The sequence below is a fragment of the Streptomyces sp. CB02980 genome (genome assembly GCF_014451325.2).
Taxonomy (GTDB): domain Bacteria; phylum Actinomycetota; class Actinomycetes; order Streptomycetales; family Streptomycetaceae; genus Streptomyces.
In genome coordinates, this window is sequence record NZ_JACSCH020000013.1 from 1 (window position 1) to 24677 (window position 24677).

General features: G+C 72.3%; 23 protein-coding genes. 7 read left to right on the forward strand and 16 right to left on the reverse strand.

The window, feature by feature from the left end; genetic code table 11:
* The first annotated feature begins 194 nt into the window (after positions 1–194).
* Positions 195–992 (forward strand): putative protein N(5)-glutamine methyltransferase, encoded by a 798-nt coding sequence (locus E0F75_RS25290; protein WP_229312838.1) that lies wholly within the window; start codon positions 195–197, stop codon positions 990–992.
* Positions 993–1084: 92 nt separating this feature from the next.
* Here E0F75_RS25290 and E0F75_RS25295 read toward each other — a convergent pair whose 3' ends face one another.
* Positions 1085–1723, reverse strand: a complete 639-nt coding sequence (locus E0F75_RS25295) for an FMN-dependent NADH-azoreductase (RefSeq protein WP_229312839.1) — start codon at positions 1721–1723, stop codon at positions 1085–1087.
* Between the two features lie 162 nt (positions 1724–1885).
* On the opposite strand from E0F75_RS25295, the gene E0F75_RS25300 reads away from it, so the two are divergent.
* The 4 genes from E0F75_RS25300 (at position 1886) to E0F75_RS25315 (ending at position 4982) form a co-directional block, all read left to right on the forward strand.
* Positions 1886–2785, forward strand: coding sequence for a shikimate dehydrogenase (locus tag E0F75_RS25300; protein WP_229312840.1), 900 nt, complete (start codon positions 1886–1888; stop codon positions 2783–2785).
* Positions 2782–3630: a metallophosphoesterase gene (locus E0F75_RS25305; RefSeq protein ID WP_229312841.1), complete on the forward strand. Its 849-nt coding sequence runs from the start codon at positions 2782–2784 to the stop codon at positions 3628–3630. Before E0F75_RS25300 ends, E0F75_RS25305 begins: the two co-directional genes overlap by 4 nt.
* Complete coding sequence (locus tag E0F75_RS25310) at positions 3627–4331, forward strand: 4'-phosphopantetheinyl transferase superfamily protein (RefSeq protein WP_229312842.1); 705 nt, start codon at positions 3627–3629, stop codon at positions 4329–4331. The genes E0F75_RS25305 and E0F75_RS25310 overlap by 4 nt, the downstream gene beginning before the upstream one ends.
* Before the next feature lie 231 nt (positions 4332–4562).
* Entirely contained in the window at positions 4563–4982 is a 420-nt protein-coding gene (locus tag E0F75_RS25315; protein ID WP_229312843.1) for an ASCH domain-containing protein, read from the forward strand.
* 68 nt (positions 4983–5050) lie between these two features.
* On the opposite strand, the gene E0F75_RS25320 is transcribed toward E0F75_RS25315, so the two are convergent.
* The gene (locus E0F75_RS25320) at positions 5051–5728 is read right to left on the reverse strand and encodes a GAP family protein (protein WP_229312844.1); all 678 of its coding nucleotides are present in this window, start codon (positions 5726–5728) and stop codon (positions 5051–5053) included.
* Positions 5729–5951: 223 nt separating this feature from the next.
* On the opposite strand from E0F75_RS25320, the gene E0F75_RS25325 reads away from it, so the two are divergent.
* A complete protein-coding gene (locus E0F75_RS25325; protein ID WP_229312845.1) occupies positions 5952–6962 on the forward strand; it encodes an NAD(P)/FAD-dependent oxidoreductase in 1011 nt (336 codons plus the stop codon).
* 69 nt (positions 6963–7031) lie between these two features.
* Here the strand turns inward: E0F75_RS25325 and E0F75_RS25330 are convergent, their stop codons facing one another.
* The 5 genes from E0F75_RS25330 to E0F75_RS25350 all read right to left on the reverse strand — a co-directional run bounded on the left by E0F75_RS25330 (position 7032) and on the right by E0F75_RS25350 (position 14778).
* The gene (locus E0F75_RS25330; RefSeq protein WP_055603314.1) at positions 7032–7634 is read right to left on the reverse strand and encodes a helix-turn-helix domain-containing protein; all 603 of its coding nucleotides are present in this window, start codon (positions 7632–7634) and stop codon (positions 7032–7034) included.
* A gap of 237 nt (positions 7635–7871) precedes the next feature.
* Complete coding sequence (locus tag E0F75_RS25335; protein ID WP_229312846.1) at positions 7872–9032, reverse strand: acyl-CoA dehydrogenase family protein; 1161 nt, start codon at positions 9030–9032, stop codon at positions 7872–7874.
* 3 nt (positions 9033–9035) lie between these two features.
* Entirely contained in the window at positions 9036–9791 is a 756-nt protein-coding gene (locus tag E0F75_RS25340; protein WP_229312847.1) for a thioesterase II family protein, read from the reverse strand.
* On the reverse strand, positions 9788–11428 hold the full coding sequence (locus E0F75_RS25345; protein WP_229312848.1) for a GMC family oxidoreductase: 1641 nt from the start codon (positions 11426–11428) through the stop codon (positions 9788–9790). The genes E0F75_RS25340 and E0F75_RS25345 overlap by 4 nt, the downstream gene beginning before the upstream one ends.
* Positions 11425–14778 (reverse strand): amino acid adenylation domain-containing protein, encoded by a 3354-nt coding sequence (locus E0F75_RS25350; protein WP_308189603.1) that lies wholly within the window; start codon positions 14776–14778, stop codon positions 11425–11427. Before E0F75_RS25350 ends, E0F75_RS25345 begins: the two co-directional genes overlap by 4 nt.
* A gap of 265 nt (positions 14779–15043) precedes the next feature.
* On the opposite strand from E0F75_RS25350, the gene E0F75_RS25355 reads away from it, so the two are divergent.
* Positions 15044–15637: a flavoprotein gene (locus E0F75_RS25355; RefSeq protein ID WP_229312849.1), complete on the forward strand. Its 594-nt coding sequence runs from the start codon at positions 15044–15046 to the stop codon at positions 15635–15637.
* A 117-nt stretch (positions 15638–15754) separates the two neighbouring features.
* On the opposite strand, the gene E0F75_RS25360 is transcribed toward E0F75_RS25355, so the two are convergent.
* The 9 genes from E0F75_RS25360 to E0F75_RS25400 form a co-directional block, all read right to left on the reverse strand.
* Positions 15755–16162: a RidA family protein gene (locus E0F75_RS25360; RefSeq protein WP_229312850.1), complete on the reverse strand. Its 408-nt coding sequence runs from the start codon at positions 16160–16162 to the stop codon at positions 15755–15757.
* A gap of 61 nt (positions 16163–16223) precedes the next feature.
* A complete protein-coding gene (locus tag E0F75_RS25365; protein ID WP_229312851.1) occupies positions 16224–17687 on the reverse strand; it encodes an FAD-binding oxidoreductase in 1464 nt (487 codons plus the stop codon).
* 142 nt (positions 17688–17829) lie between these two features.
* Positions 17830–18579: a methyltransferase gene (locus E0F75_RS25370; RefSeq protein ID WP_229312852.1), complete on the reverse strand. Its 750-nt coding sequence runs from the start codon at positions 18577–18579 to the stop codon at positions 17830–17832.
* A gap of 84 nt (positions 18580–18663) precedes the next feature.
* Complete coding sequence (locus E0F75_RS25375; protein WP_229312853.1) at positions 18664–19941, reverse strand: Cmx/CmrA family chloramphenicol efflux MFS transporter; 1278 nt, start codon at positions 19939–19941, stop codon at positions 18664–18666.
* A 316-nt stretch (positions 19942–20257) separates the two neighbouring features.
* Positions 20258–20770, reverse strand: a complete 513-nt coding sequence (locus E0F75_RS25380; RefSeq protein WP_229312854.1) for a group II truncated hemoglobin — start codon at positions 20768–20770, stop codon at positions 20258–20260.
* A gap of 60 nt (positions 20771–20830) precedes the next feature.
* Positions 20831–21715, reverse strand: coding sequence for an AfsR/SARP family transcriptional regulator (locus E0F75_RS25385; RefSeq protein ID WP_229312855.1), 885 nt, complete (start codon positions 21713–21715; stop codon positions 20831–20833).
* A gap of 340 nt (positions 21716–22055) precedes the next feature.
* A complete protein-coding gene (locus E0F75_RS25390; protein ID WP_229312856.1) occupies positions 22056–23021 on the reverse strand; it encodes a trans-aconitate 2-methyltransferase in 966 nt (321 codons plus the stop codon).
* Complete coding sequence (locus E0F75_RS25395; RefSeq protein ID WP_229312857.1) at positions 23018–23875, reverse strand: thioesterase II family protein; 858 nt, start codon at positions 23873–23875, stop codon at positions 23018–23020. Before E0F75_RS25395 ends, E0F75_RS25390 begins: the two co-directional genes overlap by 4 nt.
* Entirely contained in the window at positions 23872–24480 is a 609-nt protein-coding gene (locus tag E0F75_RS25400) for a hypothetical protein (RefSeq protein WP_229312858.1), read from the reverse strand. Before E0F75_RS25400 ends, E0F75_RS25395 begins: the two co-directional genes overlap by 4 nt.
* Positions 24481–24677: the final 197 nt, after the last annotated feature.

Sequence of the window (24677 nt, forward strand, 5' to 3'; positions counted from 1 at the left end):
GCCCCGCACGCCGGCACCGTCACCGAACTCGACGTCACACCCGGTTCGACCGTCGCCATGGACCAGATCCTCGCCGTCGTCAGCGCAACTGGGCTGAGTGAAGGGCGAGATGAACCCGTCGGATAACGTTGAGGTATTTGCACACGCCGTCCGGGCACGGCGTACGTCACCCACTGCAGTTCGAAAGGCTTTTCGTGTCGATTTCCTCGCTGGACCACTCCGAATCCGCCATCGTCTCCCGACTGCGCACCGCGGGTTGCGTGTTCGCGGAGGACGAGGCGCAGATGATCATGTCTGCGGCCGGTAATGCCGCCGAGCTCGAAGAAATGGTCGAGCGCCGGGTCGTCGGTCTGCCCCTCGAACACGTCGTCGGTTACGCGGAATTCTGCGGTCTGCGCATCGAGGTGGACGCCGAGGTCTTCGTGCCCCGTCGGCGTACCGAGGCGCTCGTCCAGGAGGCCGCGCGGCTCGCTCCGGCGCGGGCGGTCGTGGTCGACCTGTGCTGTGGCTCCGGGGCGCTGGGCGTGGCGCTCGCCGCCGCGCTGGACGAGGCCGAGCTGTACGCGGCGGACGTCGACCCCGCCGCCGTCCGCTGCGCCCGGCGCAACGTCGTTCCGGCCGGGGGAGAGGTCTACGAGGGTGACCTCTTCGAGCCGCTGCCCGACGGGCTGAAGGGCCGCGTGGACGTTCTGCTGTCCAACGTCCCGTACGTGCCCACCGTGGAGATCGAGTTGCTGCCGGCCGAAGCCCGGGACTACGAGGCTCGGGTGGCTCTCGACGGTGGTGTGGACGGCCTCGAGGTCCTGCGGCGCGTCGCCGCGGAGGCGGCCGAGTGGCTGGCTCCGGGCGGTGTCCTGCTGTTCGAGACGAGTGAGCGGCAGGCCGACGAGGCCGTGGCCGCGGTCACCGGTGCGGGTCTGCTCGCGCGGGTGGCCACGGACGACGAGCTGGACGCCACCGTGATCGTCGCGAGCCGCTCCGACGCTTCCTGAGGCGCGCCCGCACCGGTCGGGCAGCGGGGAGCCGCTGCCCGACCGGTCGGCCGGTTACCGCCTCGGCCTGGCGGTCCGTCGGCCCGTCGGACTCAGAACTGCCGTGCGTACTTCTCGGCTTCCTCATGGGCGCGGGCGAGGGACGCCTCGGCCAGGGGGCGGAGCGCGGCCATGGCGGGGTTGTTGGGGGCCATGGTCAGTTCGGGGACGACGAAGTCCACGTTCAGGCCGAGGGAACCGCCGAGGATGGTCTTCAGGTAGGGCGTCACGTGGTCCATGCCCTCGCGGGGGCTGCCGGGGCCGTAACCGCCGCCGCGGCTCGCGATGACCACGGCGCGGCGGCCGCGCGTCGGCACCTGCTCGGGGGAGCCGAAGAGGACCCGGCCGACGACGAAGACCTGGTCGATCCAGGCCTTGAAGGCGGACGGGACCGAGTTGTTGTACATCGGGACGGTGAACAGGTAGGCACCCGCCCCGTGGAACTCCTCGATGAGGGTGTCCTGGAGGGCTATGGCGGTCGCCTGCGCCTCGGTGCGGTCCTCGGCACCGGTGAAGCGGCCCGTGACCGCGTCGGGGGTCAGGTGCGGCAGGGGGTCCGCCGTGAGGTCGCGGTGGACGACGGCGAGTTCGGGGTTCTCCTTCTGCCACGCGGACAGGAAGGTGGCCGCGACGTCACGGGAGACCGATCGGTGGGGGACGGCGGAGGAATCGATGTGCAGCAGGTAGGTCATCTTCGCTTTTCATTCGTGGATGGGCGGAAACACTTCCATGGTCTCCCAGGGAAGGGAGCGGAGCCATCCCTTCGAGGTGGCCTGGCATCCCCCATGTTGACGGTTGTGACTTGGCGGGTCTCCGCGCTGGACCGCGGGACCCCGGTGGGAAAGGGTTAATCCATGGAGAACAACTCTTCTCGGGCTCTGTCGATTTCGGGGGCGACCCGGCTCTATGCCGTGGTCGGTGACCCGGTCGCCCAAGTGCGGGCGCCGTCGCTCCTTAATCCGCTGTTCGCCGCTCTTGGCTTGAATTCGGTGTTGTTTCCGGTCCATGTCCGTCCGGACGCCTTCGCCGAGGTCTTCCAGGGGCTGCGGAAGACGGACAATCTCGACGGGATACTCGTGACCATTCCGCACAAGGCGGCGGCCCTGGGTCTCGCGGACGAGGTCAGCCCGGCCGCCGCGGCCTCCGGCGCCGTCAACGCGCTGCGGCGCGAACCGGACGGTCGTTGGACCGGTGAGAACTTCGACGGCATCGGGTTCGTGACCGGACTGACCGAGGCAGGGCACCGCCCCGAGGGGATGCGCGTCACGGTCGTCGGATCCGGCGGGGCCGGGAGCGCGATCGCGGCGGCTCTGCTGTCGGCGGGCGTGGCGCGGGTGTCCTTGTACGACCCGGACACCGGCAGGCTGGACGCGCTCGTCGCGCGGCTCGACGTGTACTGGCCGGGCCGGGCGGAGGGGACCCGTACGCCCGTGTTCACGGACGCTGACCTGGTGGTCAACGCGACCCCGCTCGGCATGCGCGCCGACGATCCGCTGCCGTTCGACCCGAGGGACCTCCCGCCGCGGTGCGTGGTGGCCGACGTGATCATGAAGCCGAGGGAGACCGGGCTGCTGCGGGCGGCCGCGGCCCTCGGCCACCCGGTCCTGTACGGAGCACCCATGCTCGACCACCAACTCGACCTCTACCGGACCTTCTTCCGGCTCGACGACGCCGTCGAGGCCGTCGAGGCCGTCAAGGCCGACGAACCCGTCGAAGCCGGCGAGGCGGTCGCGCCCGAGGGGACGGGACAGTGAGCGAGCGCCGGCCGCAGCTCCTCGCCATCAGCGACCTGCACGTCGCCCACGCGGAGAACCGGCAGATCGTCGAAGGGCTCCGGCCGTCCTCGGACGGCGACTGGCTGATCGTGGCCGGTGACGTGGGGGAGCTGACCGAGCAGATCACCTGGGCCCTGCGGACGCTCAGCGAGAGGTTCGCCCGAGTGATCTGGAGCCCGGGCAACCACGAGCTGTGGACCCCGGAGAAGGACCCGGTCCAGTTGCGGGGCGTCGAGCGGTACCAGTACCTGGTGGACGTCTGCCGCGGCCTGGGCGTGCTCACCCCCGAGGACCCGTACGCCCTGTGGGAGGGGGACGGCGGCCCGGTCCGCGTCGCGCCCCTGTTCCTGCTGTACGACTACACCTTCCGCACCCCCACGGCCGCGGACAAGGAGGCGTCGCTCGCCCAGGCCTACGAGGCGGGGGTGGTGTGCACCGACGAGTTCTTCCTGCACCCCGACCCGTACGCCGCCCGTGAGGACTGGTGCGCGGCACGGGTCACCTACACCGAGCGGCGCCTCGCCGAGTGCGACCCCGACGTCCCGCTCGTCCTGGTCAACCACTGGCCCCTGCTCAGGGAGCCCACGAGGATCCTGCGGTACCAGGAGTTCGCCCAGTGGTGCGGGACGGAACGCACGGCGGACTGGCATCGCCGGTTCAACACCGCCGTGGCCGTCTACGGTCACCTCCACATTCCCCGGACCACCTGGTACGACGGCGTGCGGTTCGAGGAGGTGTCGGTCGGCTACCCCAGGGAGTGGAAGCGGCCCGGCCACCCCAGGAACGTGCCGCGCCCGGTTCTCGTGCCGAGGAGCGCGCCGTGATCGAGCGGATCCTCCCGGCCGGCCTCACGTACGCGGAGGCCTTCGACGACCCGGCCGACGCCACTCTCCACCCGGAGGAGGAGGCGGTCGTCCGGAACGCGGTGGACTCCAGGAGACGCGAGTTCACCACCGTGCGGATGTGTGCCCGCAGGGCCCTCGCGGACCTGGGCCTGCCCCCCGTCCCCGTACTGCCCGGCGAGGGCGGCGCACCCCGCTGGCCGGAAGAGGTCGTCGGGAGCCTCACGCACTGCACCGGGTACCGGGGCGCGGTTCTGGGCAGAGCCACGGAGTACGCGATGATCGGCATCGACGCGGAACCCCACGCGCCGCTGCCCGAGGGGATCCTCGACGCGACCTCGCTGGCGACGGAACGGAGTCACCTGCGGCTCCTCGCGGCGGCGGACCCGGGCACCCACTGGGACCGGCTGCTGTTCTGCATGAAGGAAGCCGTCTTCAAGGCGTGGTTCCCCTTCACCGGGCAGGCCCTCGACTTCGAGGACGCCGACATCACCGTCGACCTCGCCGAATCCACCTTCAGCGCCCGCATCCTGGCCCCCCACGCCCTGCCCGGCAGCAGCAGCAGCAGCAGCGGCGGCGGCCGCCCGGCCCGCCTGGACGGCCGCTGGCTCACCCACGGCGGCCTCGCCCTCGCAGCCATCGCGGTCCCCGGCGCCGGGCGGGCGGGGCGAGCCGGTTCGTGACGCCCCTTCGACACCCCGGGCCCCTCACACGAACCGACAGGCCCCGTGACACGCGCAGCGCGGACCACGGCTGAGGTGTTCCGTTCGCCCCCGCTCGACGCCCTGGCTCGTCATCCTTCGCCGGTGCCCGGCGCGCCCGTCCCCACTACCCTCCGTACCAGCAGAAGAAGCCCCGGCGGCCGATCGCCGAGGTTCTGTCGACGTTCGAGGTTCGAGTGAGGTGCGGGAACGATGTGGCCACGGGTCGACGGCATGCGGGCCATGGAGCTGGGGGCTCCGGGTGCCATGAGGGACGAGTTGAACGCTCTCGTCCTGGCGGGGGCCAAGCGCGCCACGACCGGACTCCTCGACGAGTACTCCGAGGAGAACGAGAGCCTGGAGCACGTCGGTGAGCGGCTGGCGCTGCTGGACAACGAGGGCCTTGCCGTCGCGGCTCTGGAGATCACCGGCGTCGAGGTGACGGCCTTCGACCAGGTCACCTGGGAGCACGCCGCGGCCGAAGGCGAGGGTGACGCCGATCTCGACGCATGGCGCGCCGTCCACCGGCGTTTCTGGAGCGGTGAGGGAACCCCGGTCGAGAACGACACCCTGGTCGTCTGTCTGGCCTTCAGGCTCACGGACAGCCCGGCCGTGGCGGCGTCCTCGGCGTGATCCTCCGAGCAGGCTGATCCAGCCGGCCGATCCGGTGGCCTCGCCACCGGTGAAGCGGCCGGGGGTGGTCATCGCCCGAGGCCCGTGAGCCCGTCACCGAGGATGCTCGCGCCCAGGAGGACGAGGACGACGACCATGATCACGGTGCTGTTGGCGACCATGAACCGGCGCACGTCGTCCAGGAACGACCTGGCGGCCTGCCCGCCGACGAGGTGGGCGACGACCGCGCCGACGACGGTGCAGGAGCCGAGGATCACGTAGACGGCCACGGCGACGGCGAAATCCGCGCCGTGCACGTCGGTTTCGACGATCTCCGTGACGGCCGAGGCCGTCAGCACGAAGTTCTTCGGGTTGGCGCCGGACAGCAGGACGCCCAGCGTCAGGGATCGCCCGGCCGTCGCCTCGCCGAGCGATGCCATCCAGCCCGGTTCGTCGACCTCGTCACCGGCTCGCGGCCGCAGCGACCACTTGCGGACCCCCAGCACGATGAGGGCCGCCCCGGCGACCACCCGCAGCCAGTCGGCGACCGCCGACGACGTGCTCTCGGGGTCGTCGGCCCCCCTGAACACCACCGCCACCAGTACGGCCACGACCGAGAGCCCGGCGACCCAGCCGGCCGCGAACAGCGGCCCGTTGCGGCGGCCGTGTCGTCCGGCCAGGAGCAGCACGACGCCCACCACCGGGAACGGGCTCAGTCCCACCGCGAGCGCCGCCGGCAGCACGGCTCCGATTGCCTCGATCAGCAACTGCTGCCCCTTTCGGCGCCGGTGCATCAGTCAATGACACTGTCGACCAACGACCGGCGGCCCGCAAAGCGACGGCCGCCTCCAGACCGGACCGGATCCGTCCCCTCGGCGGCCGGTCCCCCGGTTCTGGATCAGAGGCCGGTGAAGGCCGGTGTCCCGGAAACGGCAACAAAGATTGTTCTGGTTTCGGGTGGGCCGCACCCTGACGGCGGAGGTGATCGCCATGACCGGCGCCCACAAGGAAGACAGTGTCCGAACCTCGTACGACGTGATCGTCATAGGCGGCGGGGCGGGTGGGCTCAATGCCGCGCTCGTGCTCGCGCGGGCGCGGCGCAGTGTCGCCGTCGTCGACGCCGGGGAGCCCCGTAACGCTCCTTCGGCTCATATGCACAGCTTCCTCTCCCGTGACGGAGTGTCGCCGCTGACCGTGCTCGAGACCGGGCGGGCCGAGATCGCGCGCTACGGGGCCGTTCGGGTCCAGGGGCGTGTCGACCAGGTCGAGGCGCGGGACGAGGGGGGCTTCGTCGTGCGGCTCGACGGTGGTGCTTCGCTCGACGCGCGGCACGTCGTGCTCGCCACCGGGCTGCGCGACCAGCTGCCCGAGATCCCCGGAGTGCGGGCGCTGTGGGGTGGGGACGTGCACTTCTGCCCCTACTGCCACGGTTACGAGGTGCGCGACCAGCGGATCGTCGTGCTCGGGGTCCATCCGGCCTCCGCCGGGCAGGCGCTGTTGCTGCGGCAGTGGTCGCACGACGTCGTGTACGTCTCCCACGACCGGCCGCTCGGTGACGACGAGCGTGAGCGCATGGACGCCCGCGGGGTCCAGGTGGTCGAGGGGTCCGTGGCCACTCTGCTCAGCAAGGACGGGCGGCTGCACGCCGTCGAGCTCACCGACGGGCGCACCGTCGACTGTGCCGGTGTCTTCCTCTTCCCGAAGATGAGCCCGAACGACTCCGCCTTCGACGGGCTCGGCTGCGAGCGCGACGAGCAGGGCTGGCTGGTCACCGACCGCGCCGGGCGCACCAGTCGCCCCGGCCTCTGGGCCGTCGGCAACGTGGTGGACTCGCGCGCCCAGGCCGTCACCGCGGCCGGCATGGGAGCCGCGGCCGCGTTCGCGCTCAACCACGACCTGGTGGACGAGGAGATCCAGCGGGATCTCCTGGCTCATCGGGACTCCGCCGAGGCCGCCGAGGGCCGTTCCCCGGGGGCCGAAGCGTCCGTTCCCGCGGCCTGATTCTCCGGCCTTCCGGCGTTCGTCCCCCGCCCCTCCTCGCCCGCCTCCCCCTCCTCGCCCGTCTCCGGCTCAGTCGCCGGAGGCGGGCGTTCGGCCTGTCGGCCTGGCGCGGATGTGCATGCGCTCGCCCTGGCGTCCGAAGAGGCTGAGTACCTCGACCGAGCCCTGTCCCGTGCTGCCGAACCAGTGCGGCAGCCGGGTGTCGAACTCGGCCACCTCGCCCGGGTCCAGGACGATGTCGTGGTCGGCCAGCACGAGCCGGAGCCGTCCGGAGAGCACGTACAGCCACTCGTATCCCTCGTGGGTGCACAGCTCCGGGGTGTCGCGGCTCGCCGGGAGGACCATCTTGTAGCTCTGCAGCGGGCCCGGCTGCCGGGTCAGCGGCAGCACCGTGTTGCCGTTCACCGCGTGCGGCTTGAGCCGGACCCTCGGGTCGCCCACGTCGGGGGCGCCGACCAGTTCGTCGATCGGGACCTGGTGGGCCTGGGCGATGGGCAGCAGCAGTTCCAGGCTGGGGCGGCGCTGGCCGGCCTCCAGGCGCGAGAGGGTGCTCTTGGAGATTCCGGTGACCTCCGACAGGGCGGCGAGGGTGACACCGCGGGCGGTACGCAACCGCTTCAGTCGGGGACCGACGGCGGACAGGGCCTGGGCGATGGACGAGGGCTGCTCCACGCCGTCATTACATGCACTTGTTCCGGAATTTGCAAAGAGAGGTGCTGTTTTCGGACGCCCGTCCGGCGCCCCACTCGGGTGACCCATGCGGGTGCCCCATGCGGTCTCCACGCGAGACGCGAGACGCGAGACGCGAGAAGCGAGACGCGAGACGCGAGACGCGAGCGCCCCGCCCGTCGCGCGTCGGGGGGTGGGGCGCGCGGCGAGCGGGGCGGGTCTCGTGTCGGCGGCCTTGCGTCAGAGGCCCAGCGAGCGGCCGATCAGTTCCTTCATCACCTCCGTCGTCCCGCCGTAGATGGTCTGCACCCGGCTGTTGGCCCACTCGCGGGAGATCGCGCTCTCCTTGAGGTAGCCGAAACCGCCGTGGATCTGGAGGCAGCGGTTGGCGATGTCCACCTGGAGCTCGGTCGTCCACCACTTCACCTTCGCGGCGTCCGTCACCGACAGGCGGCCCGCGTCGAGTTCGGCGACGCAGTGGTCGAGGAAGACCTGGGCGATCGTCAGTTCCGTGTCCATCGTGGCCAGTTGGAAGCGGTTGTGCTGGAAGGTGCCGATCGGTCGGCCGAAGGCCTCGCGGGTCTTCGCGTACTCCAGCGTGTCGGCGAGCATCCGTTCCGCCGCTCCCACCGCCACGGTCGCGATGCTGAGCCGCTCCCGGGGCAGTCCGGCCATCATGTAGGCGAGGCCGGCGTTCTCCTTGCCGATCAGGTTATCGGCCGGCACCCGGCAGTCGTCGAAGAACAGCTCGCAGGTGTCGCTCGCGTGCCAGCCGAGCTTCTCCATGCGCCGGCCGCGGGTCAGGCCGGGCGCGCCGCGCTCCACCACCAGCAGGCTGATGCCCTGGGCGCCGCGGTCGGGGGCGGTCTTCGCGGCGACCACGACGACGTCGGCGTTCTCGCCGTTGGTGATGAAGGTCTTCTGCCCGTTGAGGACGTACGCGTCCCCGTCCCGTACCGCGGTCGTACGGATGTCGGCGACGTTGGAGCCGGCGTCCGGCTCGCTCATCGCGATGGCCGCGATCAGTTCGCCCGAGCACAGTCCGGGCAGCCAGCGTTTGCGCTGGTCCTCGGTGGTCCGTTCGGCGAGGTAGGTGGCGATGACGTCGTTGTGCGCCACGAAGCCGGGCGCGGTGGCCCGGGCCCACATGATCTCCCGCTGGAACACCGCCGGATAGCGGTAGTCCGGCTCGCCGCCTCCGCCGTACGCCGGGTCGACGCCGATGCCGAGGAGTCCGGCCCGGCCCGCCGCCCGCCACACCGAGCGGTCGACGATGCCCTCCCGCTCCCAGCGGGCGTGGTGCGGGACGACCTCACGGTTCAGGAACTCCCTGCAGGTCTCCCGGAACTGCTCGTGCTCCGGCCCGTATCGCGACCGCGGGCCGCCTGTGCTCCGCGCCATGGCTCAGCCCTTCCCGGGGTCGGTGTCGTCGCCGATGATCGTCAGCGTCTCCTTGGGGTGCTGGACCGCGGCGAAGTGGCCGCCCTCGATCTCCACCCGGTGGACCGCGGCGGAGCTGTGCGCCGACCACGGCCACACCCGCTCCGGCGGGGCGTGCACGTCCTCGCGCGCGGCGATCAGGGTGAGCGGGAAGTCCACCCGCAGGCCCGCCGCCTCCCGGGCGAACTCCGCCCGTACGCAGTCGTCCTCGCGGAGCATCCGCAGGAGGATCCTGCTCATCGTCGGTTCGGCGAGCACCGCGGGCGGAGTCCCGCCGTCGGCCGCGGTACGGGCGAGGAGCTCGTCGTCGGGGACGGCGGCGAGCAGCGCCCCCGGCCGTTGGAGCGCCGGCGGCACCGCGCCCGAGAGCACGGATCGCACCGGCGCAAGGCCGGTCTGCCGAGCGACGTGCTCGGCCACCGCGAGGCTCATCGTGGCGCCGAAGCTGTGCCCGAACGTCGCCCAGCGCACACCGGGGGACCGCTCGCGCTCGGCGAGCAGATCGGCCGCCACCTGCTCGGCCATGGCCCGTACCAGACCGTGGTAGTTGACCGCCTTGCGCTCCTGGCGCCGCGCGCCGCGACCGGGCGCGTCCACGCCCCGGATCCGCAGCTGAGGCTCGCCGAGGGTCTGCCAGCCGCGGTAGACCTGCGAGGTCGCCCCGGCGTGCGGGAAACAGTAGAGCCGCACCGGAGGGCTCGTGACAGGGTGCACGGTCATTCCTTCATGCTCCGGGCCAGCTTCTCGGCCAGCATCAGGGTGGTCAGATTGGTGGGGGCGCTGGGGATGACGGGGAAGAGCGAGGCGTCGGCTATCCGCAGGTTCGCGGTGCCGTGCACCCGGCCCTCCTGGTCGGCGACGGCGTACGGGTCGGAGTCCGGGCCCATCCGGCACGAACCGGCCGCGTGCCAACCGGGGTTCATGATGTGCCGGACCCCGCTGCGCAGCACGCCGTCGTTGGCGACCATCCGGTCGCTCCAGAACTGAGTACGCGTCAGCCGGGCGGACAGGCCCGGGGAGCGCAGGAATCCCCATGCCCTGCGGACGCCGTGGCAGAGCCGCTCGATGTCCTCGGGGTCGGTCCCGAGGCCGAGTTCGATGACCGGCGAGGCGAGCGGGTCGGCGCTGTCGAGGAAGACCCGGCCGCGGGAACGGGGGCGCAGCAGCATCACGGACATCCCGACGACCAGGGGCCAGCCGAGCCGGTCGACGAAACCGGGGATGGTGTGGCTCTCCACGTTGTTGAGGAGCCCCATCTGGACGTCGACGTCGTCGTCGAAGCCGCTGCTCATGCGGGCCGCCACCTGGCGCCAGGGCAGGCCCGGCGTACACACGCCGTCGGCCGGCCGGGACCAGATGACGACGGACGGGTGGTCCACCAGGTCGCGGCCCACGCCGGGCAGGTCGGCGACCGGGTCGATGCCGAGGGCCCCGAGCAGGGCCGCGTCGCCGACGCCGGAGCGCTGGAGGATCACGGGGGTGCCGACGGCCCCGGCGGCGAGGATCACGTGCCGGGCCCGGACGGTGTCGAGCCGCCCGTCCCGTTCGGTCTCCACGCCGACGGCACGGCTCCGGTCCTTCGGGTCGAACAGCACCCGGGTGACCCGTACGCCGGGACGGACGTGGAGCCGGGGCAGGTCGCGGGCGTCGGAGAGGAAGGCGGTGGCGGCGTCGATGCGCTCGCCGTCGACCGTGTTGCCGGGGATCGGGCCGATTCCGGCCTCCTCCCCGGAGTTGAGGTCGAGGAGGTCGGTGACGCCCTGCCGAGTGCACTCCTCCCAGAAGGCGGCGTCCAGGGGGTGGACCCGCTCGCGTGGGGTCCGTCGGATCGGGAGCGGTCCGTCGTCGCCGTGCGGTGGGCGGTCGGGGTAGTCGGCGTCGTTCTCGATGGCCCGGTAGAAGGGCAGCACCTTCTCCCAGGACCAGTCGGGGTTGCCCTGTGCCGCCCAGGCGGCGAAGTCGCGGGGCAGCCCGCGCAGCGCGATGGCACCGTTGACGGCGGAGCCGCCGCCGACGACCTTGCCGAGCTGGTAGGGGAAGCGTTCCCAGAGGGCGCGGGCCGGGGTCCCGGTGCCGTCACCGCCCTTGAGCAGGTCCTCCAGACGGCCGCTGCTGCGGAGGTTGGCCCGGTAGTCCCAGTTGAACCCGGCGAGGACGAGCCGGCCGGCGTCGGCCAGCGGGTGGGCACGGTCGCGGGGGACCGGCTGGTCGGGGCCGGCCTCCAGGAGCAGCACGGTGCCGGAGTCGCGGGCGGCCAGCCGTGCGGCGACGAGCGCGCCGGCGGAGCCGCCGCCGACGACGACGTGGTCCCACTCGGCCACGGCGGAGTCCTGGGTCGGGGTGGGCGTGGTGGTCATGCCGCGGACCCCTTGGACTCGGAACCGTTGGAGCCGTCGGACCCTTTGGATCCGTCGGGTTCCTCAAGGGCCTTGGCCCCCTCCGACTCCGCAGCCGGGGCGATCAGTTCGGCGAAGGACGAGATCGACGCGTTCATGAAGAGGCCCTCGACCATCTCCTGCTCCATGTCCGCCTCGATGCCGAACTCCGCGCGCAGCACCGTGAGCAGGCCGACCGCGTGCAGCGAGTCGCCGCCGATGTCGAAGAAGCCCTCCTCGACACCGAAGTCGCCGTGGCCGAGCTGCTGGGACCAGAGCGCGAAGAGCCGCTCCTCGACCCGGCTGCGCGGGGCGACCCGGCTGCCGGCGGTCTCGGCGTCGTCGTTCCACGGCGTGGGCAGCGCCTTGTGGTCGATCTTCCCGTTGGTGGTCAGCGGCAGCGTCTCCAGGGTGAGGAAGCGGCTGGGCACCATGTAGCCGGGCAGTGCGGCGGCGAGCGCCTCGCGCAGCTCGGCCGGGTCCGGCGCGGCGCCCGCCTCGGGCACCACGTACGCGGCGATCTGCCGCTGTCCGGTACGGGCGTGGGCGGGCGCGGTGACGAGGGCGGTGCGCACGTCGGGCCGGCGCAGCAGCGCGGCCTCGATCTCGCCGAGTTCGACGCGATAGCCGTTGATCTTCACCTGGAAGTCCTCGCGGCCGAGGATCTCGATGTCGCCGCCGGGCAGATAGCGGCCGAGGTCGCCGGTCCGGTAGATCCGCTCCCCGGTGACCGGGTGGACCGGGAAGCGTTCGGCGGTGCGCTCGGGGTCGCCGAGGTAGCCCTGGGCCACGCCGGTGCCGCCGATGTGGATCTCGCCGGTGACCCCGACGGGCGACGGCTCCTGCCACTGGTTGAGGACGTGCATGGTCTGGTTGGCGAGCGGCTTGCCGTACGGGATGCTCGACCACTCCGGCCGGACGTTCTCGACGGGGTGGTGGATCGACCAGATGGAGCCCTCGGTGGCGCCGCCCAGGCTGATCACCCGCATCGCCGGGAGCTTCTCGCGGATCCGGGCCGGCAGGTCGACGGGTATCCAGTCGCCGCTGAGCAGGGCGAGGCGGAGCCGGCAGCCGCGCGGCACCGCGCCGTCGCCCAGGGCGTCGATCCACATCCGCATGGGCGCGGGCACGCTGTTCCAGATGGTCACCCCGTAGCGCCCGACGAGCTGGGACCAGTGGGCGAGGTCGTTGCCGCGCGCGGGATCGGGGACGACGACGGTGCCACCGGCGCCGAGCACACCGAAGAGGTCGTACACGGACAGGTCGAAGCCCGCCGGGGCGAGCGCCATGGTGCGGTCGTCCGGGCCGACGCCGAAGCGGCGGTTGATGTCCTGGACGGTGTTGGCGGCGCTGCGATGGGTGATCATCACGCCCTTGGGCTCACCGGTGGAGCCCGAGGTGAAGATGACGTAGGCGAGGTCGTCGGGTCCCTGACGGCGCCCCGGCGACCACTCCGGGCAGGCCAGGGTCTCCGCGTCCTCGGGGGTCAGTACGGTCACGCCGTCCGGCCAGGGAAGCGACGCCCGCAGTTCGGGGTCGGTCACCACCGCCCGAACCGAGCAGCGGGCGAGCAGCTTCAGGCGCCGCTCCTCGGGCAGTTCGGGGTCGATGGCCACGTACGCGGCGCCGGTGTGCAGGACGCCGAGCAGCGCGGCGTACTGGGCGGCGCCGGGCCGCATCGACACGGCGACGATCTCGTTCGGGGCCGTGCCGGGGGTGCGGAGCAGCCGGTGGGCGATCCGGTGGGCGGACTCGGTCAGCTGCCGGTACGTGGTCTCCGTGCCGGGAGTGATCACCGCGGGCGCGTCGGGGCTGCGCAGGGCCGCCTCGGCGACCAGTTCGTGCAGGAGCGCGGCCGGGATGTCCTGGGTGGTGGCGTTGGCCAGGGCGCGCTCCTCGGCCTCCACGGCCGGCAGCGGCACGATGCCTCGGGTGGCGTCCCAGAGCGCCGGCTCGTCGACGAGGCGGTCGAGCAGCGTCGTGTACGCCGCGAACATGGCCTCCAGGGTGCCGGCGGGGAACAGGCCCTCGACGGCGTTCCAGTTGACCGAGAGCCGGCCGCCGAGCTCCAGGATCTGGTTCTCCAGCCACACCTGCGGCGTGCGGCTGTGGTCGTGGACCAGGGGCCCGAAGGACTCCAGGCGGCCGGCGCCGGGCGCGCCGGTCCCGGCCCCGAGGGTGCTGGAGAAGACCACGGGCAGCGACGCCCGGCCGTCGTCCCGGCGTCGGGCCAGGTCGCGCAGCACCCGGATGCCGCCGTGCGGGTGCGCCAGGTCCTCCAGGAGGCGCTGCTCCAGGTCACGGGCCCGCCGGACGAAGCTCTCCTCGGGGTGGCCGCCGACGGCGAGCAGGCTCGGGTCGAGGAAGTTCCCGATGACGTCCTCGACCCGCGGGTGCAGGCCGAGCCGGTGGAACTGGGTGACGGTGAGGGTGAACTCCTGCCGCCGCGACCAGGTGCGAAGGACCTCCGCGTAGGCGGCGAGCAGCACGCCGGACGCGGTCAGGCCGTGCCGCTCGGCCGCCGCCCGCAGCGCCGCCCAGCGTTCGGGGGCGAGCCGCGCCCGGTGCCGTACGAAGCGGGGGGTGCCGAGCTGCTCCGGCGCGGCGGCCAGGGGCAGTTCGGGCGCGCCCGGCAGGGTGTCCAGGCGGTCCGCCCAGTAGGCGGCGGAATCCCGGCCCAGGGCGTCCCCGCGCAGCTCCTCCCGCGCGAGGACGTAGTCGCGGAACGAGAGCTCCGGCGGCTCGGGCCGCCACGCCGGGTCGTCGTAACATCGGCGCCACTCGTCCATGAGCCGGTACAGCCCGCGCATGTCGAGGAACAGCAGGTCCACGGCGACATGGAGGCGCAGCCGGTCGTCGTCGAGCCGGGTGGCCCGGACATCCAGGAGCGACGTCCGGTCCAACGGCATGACGTGCGCGGTGAGTTCGGCGCGTACGCGCTCCAGCACCGCCGTCCGCTCGGACTCGGGCCGGCCGCGCAGGTCCGTGACACGGATGTCGTACGGGTCCACCTCGGCCACGGGGACGACGCGCTGGGTCTGGTCGGTCCCCGCCACCGTGCGCAGGGCCTCGTGGCGGGCGATCACGGTGCGCAGGGCCTCGGTGAGCCGGTCGGGGTCGAGGGCGGGACAGTCGAACTCCAGGTAGTACTGGCTGGAGATGCCGCCCAGTTCGAGCCCCTTGTGGCGGCCGATCAGATACGCCTGCTGGATGTCGGTCAGCGGGAAGGGTTCGTGCCGGTGCTCCGGCCGCGGCTTGAGCTCGAGGAGCCGGTCCTCGTCCAGGCGGGGGTGACCGGCACCGCCGCGCAGCCTTGCGAAGAGATCCTCCATCGTCGTCCGTCCCTTTTCCTCGGATGCCCTGCCGGGCTTTCGGATGCCGTGCCCGGGTCTTCGGCTGCCCTGCCGGGCTTTCGAATTCCCTTGCGAGAAGCGACGTTAGGCAGTGGGGGTAAACGGTCTCAATACGGTGGGACCGTAGGGACGACCGAAGGATTTCGGGGCCGCTGGACCGCCGCTGGACCGGCCCTGGACCCGCTCTGGAGTGCCCTGTCGGGCCCCTTGACCTGCGGTGGGACGGCGGCGACATCATCGGCTCATGGGAATTCGAAACTCCCCGGAGTCGACCGGGAAACGCATACTCATCGGTGCCACCGGATCCATCGCGGTGACCGGACTTCCGGCGTACGTCGAGGCGATGCGGCGGCAGATCGAGGGCAGCACGTTCACCGTTCTGCTGACCCACACGGCGACCTCGTTCATTTCCCCGGAGAGCGTCGCGCTCTTCGCCGAAAGGGTGGTGAGCGGGGAATCCCCGGCGGACTGGCCGACCGACAAGCCCTCCCGGCTCGCCGCCGACCACGACATCCTCGCGGTGCTGCCGGCCACCGCCCACACCCTCGCCTCGGCGGCCGCCGGCGCCGCACCGAACCGGCTGCTCACGGTCGCGCTGTCGGTGGACTACCCGGTGGTCCACTTCCCGGTGATGGGCGCCAGGATGTGGCACAAGGCGGCCGTGCAGCGGAACATCGCGCGGATCCGCGAGGACGGCGGTCTCGTCAACGAGCCGGAGTGGCACGACGGGTTCGATCCGACCACGGGAACGGTCAGCCGCCACCCGGCCCTGCCCGCGCCGGAGACCGTGGCCACGGTGATCGAGGACCTCCTGGCCAAGCGGCGGCCTTCGTCCTGACCGCTGACACACACAGCAGGGCCCCGCCGATCCGGCGGGGCCCTGCTGTGCGTCGTGCGTCGTGCGAGGTGCGTTGTGCGCGCGTCGTGCGAAGTGCGGGGAGGGCCGCGCGGGCGGCTACTCCGCGATCGCCGTGGCCTCGATCTCGATCAGGAAGTCGGGCTCGGCGAGGGTGGCGACCCCGACCAGGGTGGTCGGCCGGACGACGTCGGCACCGAGCTTGGCGGCCGCGCGCTCGGCGCCCGCCGTGATCGCCTCCCATTTGTCGAGCGACCAGTCCACCGCGTAGATGGTCAGCTTCACCACGTCGTCGAAGTCGGCGCCGGCCGCGGCGAGACCGGTGGCGATGTTGAGGTAGACCTGCTCGGTCTGCGCCGCCAGGTCGCCCATGCCGACCGGTTCGCCGTCGGCGGTACGCGGGGTCTGGCCGCTCAGGAAGATGACGCGGCTTCCGGTGCCGACCGCCAGCTGCCGCCAGCCGTAGGGCTTGGTCAGTCCGGGCGGGTCGATGTTCTCGACAGCCATGGGGTGTCCTTTCTGGAGGAGGGTCTGGTCGCGGTGGTGCCGCGCCCGGGGTGCCGGTCGGTCAGCTGTATTCGCGGCAGGTCGCGTAGTACTTGCGCAGCAGGCTGACCAGCTCGGGGTCGAAGCGGGAGGCGAAGAGCAGCTCGGCCGGCGGGGTGAACTCGGGGTCGAGCTCGTCGGCCCAGGCGAGGGTGGCCGGGCGCAGGTCCATCTCGATCCACTGGTGCCACTCGACGGGGATCGTCCAGTCCTGCTCGTATCCGATGCCCATCTGGTGGTCGATGAGGAGGTCGACGATCTCCTCGCGGGTCCCGGTCCGGTAGGGCTGCCGCAGCGGCGCGAACCGGTCCAGGTCGGCCTGCGGCTCCTCGCCGAGGATGCGGGCGGCGAAGTCCTGGGCGAGCAGCGGCGACAGGTGCAGTCCGTCGCGGTAGGTGCCGGTCATGATGGTCAGGCCCTGCATGCCGCCGTCGCCGAGCAGCGGGAAGCCGTCCATGGAGACCGGGCGGTTGCCGACCTGGACCTTGGTGACCTCGCTGTTCCAGAGGTTGCGGCGGACCTGGCGGTGGGCGCACTGGAGCAGGAAGACCAGGTCGCGCATCTCGGCGGTGTCGCGCGGCTCGACGGCGATGACGTTGGTGGCGCCGACGTAGACGTGGCCGTCGCCGCGGGGCACCACGTGCAGGCCGCACGCGAAGGAGCGGTTCGGCGTACGGATGACGCTGTCCGGGCTCGTGCCGTCCTGCGTCTTGATCAGCGAGGAGACTCCGTAGCCGCTGACCAGCCGGGGGATGCGGGGGCCGACGGGCAGACTGTCGAGGAGTTCCTGGGTGCGGGCGCCGGCGGCCAGGGTGACGTGGTCGGCGGAGATCGTGCGGCCGGAGGCGAGCAGGACTCCGGTGACCCGCTCGCCCCGGTACTCGACGCGGGTGGCGAACTCGGGAACGAGGGTGGCACCGGCCCGGACGGCGGCCGATTCGAGCCGCTCCAGGAGGGCGGTGGCGTTGACCGCGTGCTCGCCGGGTATGTGGAAGGCCTTCAGCGGGCGGGAGATGGGCTCGGCGTCCACCCAGTCGAGGTCGGTGGGCTCCACGTCCTCGAACGGCTCCTCGTAGCGGGTGAGTTCGGCGCGGATGGCGTTGTAGTTGGCGTCGTCGATCTCGGCGGTGCCGATGGTGTTGAGGACGACGGTGGTGCCCTGGGCGGTCCTGATCGGCGCCCCCTCCGTCTGCTCCTCCAGCTCTTCCAGCCACGGTCCCCACAACTCGGTCGCCCTGATGCCGAGTTCGAGCTTGTGGCGGCCGTGCTCGGTGGCCAGCAGTGAGGTGGTGACCTCGCCGAAACAGCCGAGCATGGCACCGGCCGCGGCCGATCCCGCCCAGGGCCGGTGGGGCTGGCCGAGGACGGCGACGCGCTGTCCGCGTCGCGCCAGGACCCAGGCGAGCGACAGTCCCAGGACTCCGTTTCCGGCGATGACGGTGTCGTAGCCGGTACCGTCCGCGTCTGCGTTCCTGTTGGCGTTCATCAATGTCCAATCTCCCGGGGCGCTGTCAGGTCGCCCCGATGGGTGTGGGTGGGTCGATGGCGTCGGAACTGCTGGTGCGTGGGGTGCGCGCACTGCGCGTGAGGCCTCGGTGCGCGGAATGTGCGGAAGGTGCGCGGGCCGGTCAGCGGCGCCGGAACTCGTAGAGCGTGAAGTCCATGTGGACGATGCCGCGTTCGTCGGTGTGCGCCTTGACGACGGGCGAGTCGCCGAACTCCGCGGCGGGCAGCTCGACGGACTCGGTGCGGAGCCGTTTGCCCTCGAATCCGGCCTCGTCGGCGGCGCGCAGCATCTTGAACGGGTTGCCCATGGCCTCGCTGGTGCCCAGGTAGACGCGACCGTCGGTGGCCAGATGGCGCACCACATCGCGGAAGAACCGGTTCACCAGGCCGTACCCGGGGTCGAAGACCGCGCGCTCGATGTGCCCGGCGTACGGGCGGTCGGCGGGCGCCTCGATGAACGGGGTGTTCCAGAACACCGTGTCGAGCTGCTCCTCGGGGTCGAGGGCGTCGAAGAGGTCGCTGGTCAGCGCGGTGAACCGGTCCGCGACTCCGTGCCGCTCGGCGTTGCGCCGGGCGTTCTGCACGGCGGCCGGGTTGATGTCGGTGGCGAGCACCCGCGCCGCCCCGTGCTGCGCGGCGAGCACGGCGGCGACACCGGCGCCGCAGCCCAGCTCCAGGAAGCGGTCGCCCCGCTCGTACGGCACCCAGGAGGCGAACAGGCCCGGGCCGGGGTCCGTGTAGGGCGGGAACACCTCGGGCAGCAGGTCCCATTCCCTGCCGAGCAGCGAGAAGGTCGACTGCGTGGGGCGGTCGGGGCTCTGGATCTGTGACACGACCCAGGTGCCGAGTTCGTAGCCCAGCTCGTTGTCCATGAGGTCCTCCCTGTGAGGGAGCCGGCGGAGAGTCCCGGGGGGCGGAGCTCTCCGCGGCTACCGGTGATGTGTCATGACGATGGATCAGTTGTCGGCGACCGCCTGCGCGTTCGCGGTGACGTTCGCGCTCGCCGTGGCGCTCGCGGGCCCGGCGTCGCGGGCGGCCCGGTTGCGGGCCATCGTGCGCTCGACCAGGACGACCGGGATGGTGAGGACGGCGAGTCCCGCGCCCAGCCACGGGATCGAGGTGAGACCGGCACCGGCGCCGAGCGCCACGCCCGCGAGGACGGGGACCACGCTGATGCCGAGCTGGAACATGGAGACGGCGGTGGCACCGGCGAGCGTCGGCGCGCCTGCCGCCACGGTGAACACCCGCCCGTAGACCGCCGGGTTGAGGACGAAGCCGGCGACGCCCAGGAGCAGGACCAGGGGGACGACGGCCACGGCGTAGTCGGCGAGGAGCGCGAGCAGCACGGAGCAGACGAGGATCCCGCCGGCCCCGATGAGCAGGGCGTGGTGGGGGCGTCCGTCGGCGATCCGGCCGCCGATGGAGAGGCCGATGAAGGCCCCGATGCCGAAGAGGACGAGGATTGCGGGCACCCATACGGAGTCGACACCGGTGACGTCCGTGAGGAAGGCCGCGAGGTAGTTGTACGAGATCATGTACGCGGCGGTGCTGAGCAGGGTCGCGGCGTACACCACCCACAGCTGCGGCTGCCGCATCGTCTGCAACTCACGCTTCACGCTGGGCTCTTGTGCCGCCTTGGTGGCGGGCACGGCGACGATCGTGGCGATCGCGCTCAGCACGGTGAGCGCGACGACCGCCCAGAAGCCGCCCTGCCAGCCGGTGAAGTGGCTGAGGAAGGCGCCGGCCGGGCCGCCCGCGACCATCGCGATGCTGAGGCCGCTGACCACCACGCCGGAGGCCCTGGCGGTGCGGTCGGGGGTGACGAGGGAGATCGCGGTGACCGCGGCGACGGCCCAGAACCCGGCGTACGCCAGGCCGATCAGGAAGCGGGTGACGAGCAGCACGGTGAAGTCGTCGGTCAGCAGACCGACGGCCACCCCGGCGGCGAACACGGCCTGCGAGATCACCAGGGTCGTACGGCGGGGCCAGCGCAGCGTCAGCACCGCGAGCGGCGGGCCGCCGATCACCACGCCGATGGCGAAGGCGGAGATGAGGGCACCGGCGGACGACAGGGAGATGTCGAGGTCGTCGGCGATGTCCGGGAGGACACCGGCGAGCAGGAACTCGGCGCTGCCCATCGCGAACAGGCTGAACGCGAGCAGATAGACGGCCAGGGGCAGCCTGCCGTTGGCCTTCGGGGCGGCGGCTTCCTGCGGTTCGGTCCGGACGCTCATCGGTGGCCACCTCCCGGCTGCGTGACGGCGAGCCACGGGGTCTGGGTGACGTGCGGTACGGCGGTGGGACGCGGGGCGGCGACGGGGTGCGGGGGGACGCGTCGCACAGCCCCGGGGGTGGCCAAACGCATGAGCGGACTCCTCGTTCTGACGGTTCGGGCATACGGATCAGGGCGGGTGCGCGCCGGTCTGCCGGCCTCGGCGGTCCGCCGGATCGTGGTGATCACCAGTGACGCCCATGCTGGAACCGGGCGCCGCAGACGGACAACATTTGTTGCCGATACCGGGACGCGGAGGGGACCCGTCGGCCGGTGGATCACTCCTCACCGGGTACGCCCTCGCCCCAGCCCCACTTCTTGATGGTGGTCCGTCGGGCGGGGCCGACGTCCGGCTGGGAGTTGGCCATCGCGCGGCGCGAGCCGAACTCGATGTAGCCGACGAAGGCGGAGCGGAACTCGGCGTCCTCGGGCAGCCCGACCTCGTCCATCGCCGTCAGCATCAGCTCCACCCAGCGGGCCCGCTGCTCGGGCTTGATGGCCCGGCCCCGGTGGCGGGAGACCATGTGGGGGTAGCCGCCGTGCTGCTCGGTGTAGTGCGTGGGCCCGCCGAGTACCTCGCCGAGGAAGGTGGCGACGTGCTGGGGGTGGTCGTCGTCCATGTGCGCGAAGAGCGGGGCGAGGAGCTCGTCCTTGCGGACGCGGGCGTAGAACGCCTCGGTGAGCCGCTCCAGCGCCTCGGTGCCGCCGATCCATTCGTAGAGGGTGGGTACCTGGTTCTGGGCCTCGTTCTGCGCCGGGGCCTGCGCCGGGTCCTGGTGCTGGTCCGTCACTGTGTCGCCTCTCTCGGGTGTCTCGTGCGGTGGGGGTCGGGGTGGGGCCGGGGGTGGGCGTCAGGCCGCGTAGAGGTCGAAGGTCGGCGTCGGCCGGCCGCCGTGGGCCGGGGTGTCCAGGCGTGGATCGACCGAGAGCATCGCCTGGTGCAGCCGCTGGAGTTGCGGGGCGGGCTCAAGACCCAGCTCCTCGACGAGCCGGCGCCTGAGACCGCGGTAGAGCTGGAGGGCCTCGGACTGCCGGCCGGTGCGGTAGAACGCCACCATCGCCTGGGCGTGCAGCCGTTCGTTGGCGGGGTGGAGACGGGTCAGTTCGACGAGTTCGGCGAGGAGTTCGCCGTGCAGGCCGAGGCGCAGTTCGGCGTCGAGCCGGCGTTCGGTGGCGAGCAACCGGTTCTCCTCCAGGCGCGCCGCGTGGATCCGCAGCGCCGCCCCGGCCCGTACGTCCACCAGGGCCGGTCCCTTCCACAGGGCGAGGGCCTCGCGGAGCAACCGCGCGGCACGGGCGCTGTCGCCGTCGGCGAAGGCGGTGTGTCCGGCCTGCGCGGCGCGCTGGAAGGCGAATGCGTCGACGCTCTCGTCGGCGATCCGCAGGAGATAGCCGTCGTGACCGGTGGCCAGCAGATCCCGGGCCCGGGCCGGACCGGTGGTGCCGGTCGTCCCGGTCACCGTCTCAGTCGCCTCGGTCGTCCCTTCTGACCCGTACGGGCCGCCGAGGGCGGCTGCCAGTGCCCGGCGCAGCCGCAGGATGTAGGTCTGGAGGGTGCTGTGCGCGCTGCACGGCGGCAGTGGGCCCCAGAGTTCCTCCTTGAGGGTGGCCACCGGGACGGGCCGGCCGGGGTGGAGCGCGAGGAGCGCGAGGATCTGTCGCGTCTTCGCCGCACTCGGGACGACCGGAACTCCGTCCGTCTCGGCGTGCAGCGGGCCAAGAATCCGTATCTTCACGTGTCCTCCGTCCATCGCCGAGTGCCGTCCGGATCGGTCCCTTTCCGAAGCGGCTGTTCTGGGAAGGAACGTAGGAGTGCGGGGGTGAGGGCCTCAATACGGTGGGACCGTAGGGCTGACCGAAGAATCTGCGGAGGGGGAGTCCCTACGGGTGACGGCAGAGGGGGCACGGGTAACGTGTAAGGGGCGCAGATTCAGGGCATGCCGAAGCCCCCGAGGGCGAGGGGTGCGCTTCGGGGGCATTACGGGAACTACGGGACTGCTAATCTCCTTAGTTAATTCGTTTGTCTTTCCTTTTCTGGTCCGCTTGTCGCCAAGGTGACAAATTCACCGGCCTGATTCAGGCGGATGCGTGGGGCCGGCACAACCGCGCGGTGTGCACCGTGACGGCGGTCAGATAGAAGGCGTCGGGGCGCCAGAGGACGCCGGTGCAGGCGTCCCCGTCGAGGAGTTGTTCCACGGTGAGCCGGTCCACCAGGTCGAGGCGCTCACCGACGTCGGCGAGCAGCCCGTGCAGCCGGGTGTGGAGATGCCGGCGCACCGGTACGTCGAGCGGGGCCGGGAACTCGATGAGGAACGTACGGGTCCCGGCGGGTACGAGCCCCGCAGAGGCCAGCAGACAGGGCCAGTCCTCGACGACGGAGGTGGCACCGGGGAGCCGGGACCGCCGGGCGGTGACCTGCTCCTCGACGGCGGCGTCCAGGCGCGCCTGGAGCCCGGGCCGGCCGATGCCGATGTCCCGGGGCAGGAAGCGCGGCGGCAGCCCCCGCTCGGCGACGGCGAGCAGCCCGCCGGGCCGCAGCGCGGAGGCCAGGCTCCGCAGGGCGGCCTGCTGGTCGCCGAGGTGGCGGCAGACGTTCCCGGTCCAGATCAGGTCGACGGGGCCCGACCGGGCGAATTCCTCGGGCCGTTCGGCCCGCTGCGTGGTGATCCGGTCGGCCAGCCCGTGCTCGGCGGCCCGGGCCTCGGCCCGGGCGAGCAGGGCGGCCGACCGGTCCACGGCGAGGACCCCGGCCTCCGGGAAGGCGTCGGCGAGGGCGCGGGAGGCCACGCCCGGGCCGCTGCCGACGTCGAGGATCCGGCGGACGGCCGCCGTGGCCCGGTCCGCGGGGCCGAACAGTCCGTGCAGCCAGCGGGCCGCCTCGGCCAGGAAGCCGGCGTGCAGCTCGGCCTCCTGCTCGGCCGGGTGCTCGGCGCGGTCCTCCGCTTCGTCGTACTCGACTCCGTGTTCGCCTTCGTGCTCGGCCTTGTCTGCGGCGCCGAGGGCGTCACCGGTGAGGCCTCCGGTGCCATGCGTGGGTGTCATACGGTCACCTCCGCCGGCCAGGATGGGGACGCCGGGGACACCGGACAACTCTTGTTGCCGGTTCCGGGACCGACCGCCGGATCGTACGGACGGGAACCGGCCGGTACGCGGGGACGGCCGCCGCCGACGGCCCGCGGCGCGCGGACCCGGGGGCGCATCAGGTCCCGGCTGAAGGTGTCGAGCAGCTCCCACCGGGCGGTGAGCGGGAAGTAGTGGTCGCCGGGGATCGTGTCCACCCGCAGGGATCGCCGGGTGCACCGGCGCCACCCGGCCAGATCGGCCCCGCGGACGCTCCGGTCCTCGCTGCCGCCCATGGCGGTGACCGGGCAGTGCACGACATGACGGGGGTCGCGCCGGTACGACTCCAGGACGGCGAGGTCGGCACGGAGCGCGGGCAGCACCCGGGGCGCCCGCGACGGGTCGAGGGCGCCCGGGGGGATCCGGCCCCGCCGGCCGAGCCGGCGCAGCAGCTCGGCGTCCGGCAGCTGGGAGACGGCGTGCTCCGGGGCGGGCCGGTACGGGACGCCGGCCCCGGAGACGTACAGCCGCTCGGCCACCGCGTCGTACTCCCACTCCAGGCGGGCGGCGATCTCGTACGCGAGGAGGGCGCCGAAGCCGTGCCCGTAGAGGGCGAACGGGCGGTCACGCATGCGGGCCACGTACGGGATGATCTCGGCGAGCAGCGGTTCGAGCCGGCCGCAGGGGCGGCCGCGCGGATGGCGGCCGCGGCCCGGCAGTTCGACGGGGGTGACGACCACCGAGGTCCCGAGGGCCTCGGCCCAGGGCAGGTAGACGCCCGCCGAGGCGCCTTCGAAGGGGAGGCAGAACAGCCGCACCGAGGTGTCGCCGGTCATCGGGTCACCGGTCCCCGGGTCCGTACGCCGGTCAGGGGGCTGCTCGGTGAAGCCGCGCCGGGCAAGGCGGCGCCCGGTATGGCGGCGCCCGGTAAGGCCGCGCCGGGTGGCCCCGCGCCCGGCAGGGCCGCGCGCGAGCGCGCCGTGGCGGCCGTGCCGCGTGGGATTCCGCCGCGCAGCAGGACCGCGTACGCGTCCGCGGCCTCCTCGAGGATCCGGAGTCCCGCCCGCCGGTCCATCAGCTCCCGGGCGTACCGCCAGGCGAAGGTCCAGTCGCGGTCGGAACGCCGGATGAGGGTGGCGCACATCAACGGGGCCCGGTCGAGGGGGAGTCCGGCGGCGGACTCGCCGGCCAGGCGCTCGGCGAGCCGGGCGTCCTGCACCTCGGCCCGGGTGGCCCGCCAGTCCACGGTCTGCAGCCGGAAGCGGGCCTCGGGCCGCAGCGTGCGGCGCAGCAGGCCGTCCGGCCCGCGGTGGAGCGCGGTGCGGGACAGGGGAGTGCCGTCCAGGACGGACTGCCACGCCTGCTCGTACACGTACGGCACGACTCCGCGCAGGGACATGACGAACTGTTCGGTGCGGAGCTCCTCGCTGATCGCGGACACGCGGTACCGCTCCCTCCATCAGATTCACGCCAATTGGCCGGTGGTGAACTCACGGATCGGGGGCAACCGCTTTCCGGGTCGTTCACTGGTCACCGCCGCACATCGGTGCCGACCGTACCTGTGCGGTCCCCATTCACCTCAATACGGGGGCACCGAAGCAATGGCCGAAGGAATACGTTCGGAATCCGTGCGGTGAG

Coding starts and splice junctions, on each gene's coding strand:
- E0F75_RS25295 (WP_229312839.1), bottom strand. CDS start 1,723: ATGACCTACCTGCTGCACATCGATTCCTCCGCCGTCCCCCACCGATCG.
- E0F75_RS25300 (WP_229312840.1), top strand. CDS start 1,886: ATGGAGAACAACTCTTCTCGGGCTCTGTCGATTTCGGGGGCGACCCGG.
- E0F75_RS25315 (WP_229312843.1), top strand. CDS start 4,563: ATGTGGCCACGGGTCGACGGCATGCGGGCCATGGAGCTGGGGGCTCCG.
- E0F75_RS25325 (WP_229312845.1), top strand. CDS start 5,952: ATGACCGGCGCCCACAAGGAAGACAGTGTCCGAACCTCGTACGACGTG.
- E0F75_RS25335 (WP_229312846.1), bottom strand. CDS start 9,032: ATGGCGCGGAGCACAGGCGGCCCGCGGTCGCGATACGGGCCGGAGCAC.
- E0F75_RS25340 (WP_229312847.1), bottom strand. CDS start 9,791: ATGACCGTGCACCCTGTCACGAGCCCTCCGGTGCGGCTCTACTGTTTC.
- E0F75_RS25345 (WP_229312848.1), bottom strand. CDS start 11,428: ATGACCACCACGCCCACCCCGACCCAGGACTCCGCCGTGGCCGAGTGG.
- E0F75_RS25350 (WP_308189603.1), bottom strand. CDS start 14,778: ATGGAGGATCTCTTCGCAAGGCTGCGCGGCGGTGCCGGTCACCCCCGC.
- E0F75_RS25355 (WP_229312849.1), top strand. CDS start 15,044: ATGGGAATTCGAAACTCCCCGGAGTCGACCGGGAAACGCATACTCATC.
- E0F75_RS25360 (WP_229312850.1), bottom strand. CDS start 16,162: ATGGCTGTCGAGAACATCGACCCGCCCGGACTGACCAAGCCCTACGGC.
- E0F75_RS25365 (WP_229312851.1), bottom strand. CDS start 17,687: ATGAACGCCAACAGGAACGCAGACGCGGACGGTACCGGCTACGACACC.
- E0F75_RS25370 (WP_229312852.1), bottom strand. CDS start 18,579: ATGGACAACGAGCTGGGCTACGAACTCGGCACCTGGGTCGTGTCACAG.
- E0F75_RS25375 (WP_229312853.1), bottom strand. CDS start 19,941: ATGAGCGTCCGGACCGAACCGCAGGAAGCCGCCGCCCCGAAGGCCAAC.
- E0F75_RS25390 (WP_229312856.1), bottom strand. CDS start 23,021: ATGACACCCACGCATGGCACCGGAGGCCTCACCGGTGACGCCCTCGGC.
- E0F75_RS25395 (WP_229312857.1), bottom strand. CDS start 23,875: ATGACCGGCGACACCTCGGTGCGGCTGTTCTGCCTCCCCTTCGAAGGC.